Below are 245 nucleotides of genomic sequence, written 5' to 3'. Positions count from 1 at the left end.
GCGCAGGCGTCAGGTGGATTTTGCCGTCACGGGTCACCGGCCAGACGAAGCGGCCACGTTCCAGCCTTTTGGTAAACATGCACAGGCCGTCCCGGTCGGCCCACAGTACCTTTATCATGTCGCCGCGCCGGCCGCGAAAGATGAACAGATGCCCGCTGAACGGGTCATCCCGTAACGTATTCTGCACCCTGGAAGCCAGACCATTGAAGCCCTTGCTCGGCCCACAGTACCTTTATCATGTCCAG

1 pseudogene is annotated in these 245 nt (G+C 60.0%); it reads right to left on the bottom strand.

The features are described from left to right. Window positions 1-211 (bottom strand): annotated as a pseudogene (gene tnpB, locus F7Q90_RS26435) (IS66 family insertion sequence element accessory protein TnpB); the annotation flags it as partial. Window positions 212-245: the final 34 nt, after the last annotated feature.

Source organism: Pantoea stewartii subsp. stewartii (assembly GCF_008801695.1).
In the GTDB taxonomy this organism is placed as follows: domain Bacteria; phylum Pseudomonadota; class Gammaproteobacteria; order Enterobacterales; family Enterobacteriaceae; genus Pantoea; species Pantoea stewartii.
This window is presented reverse-complemented; position numbering and strand designations above follow the sequence as displayed.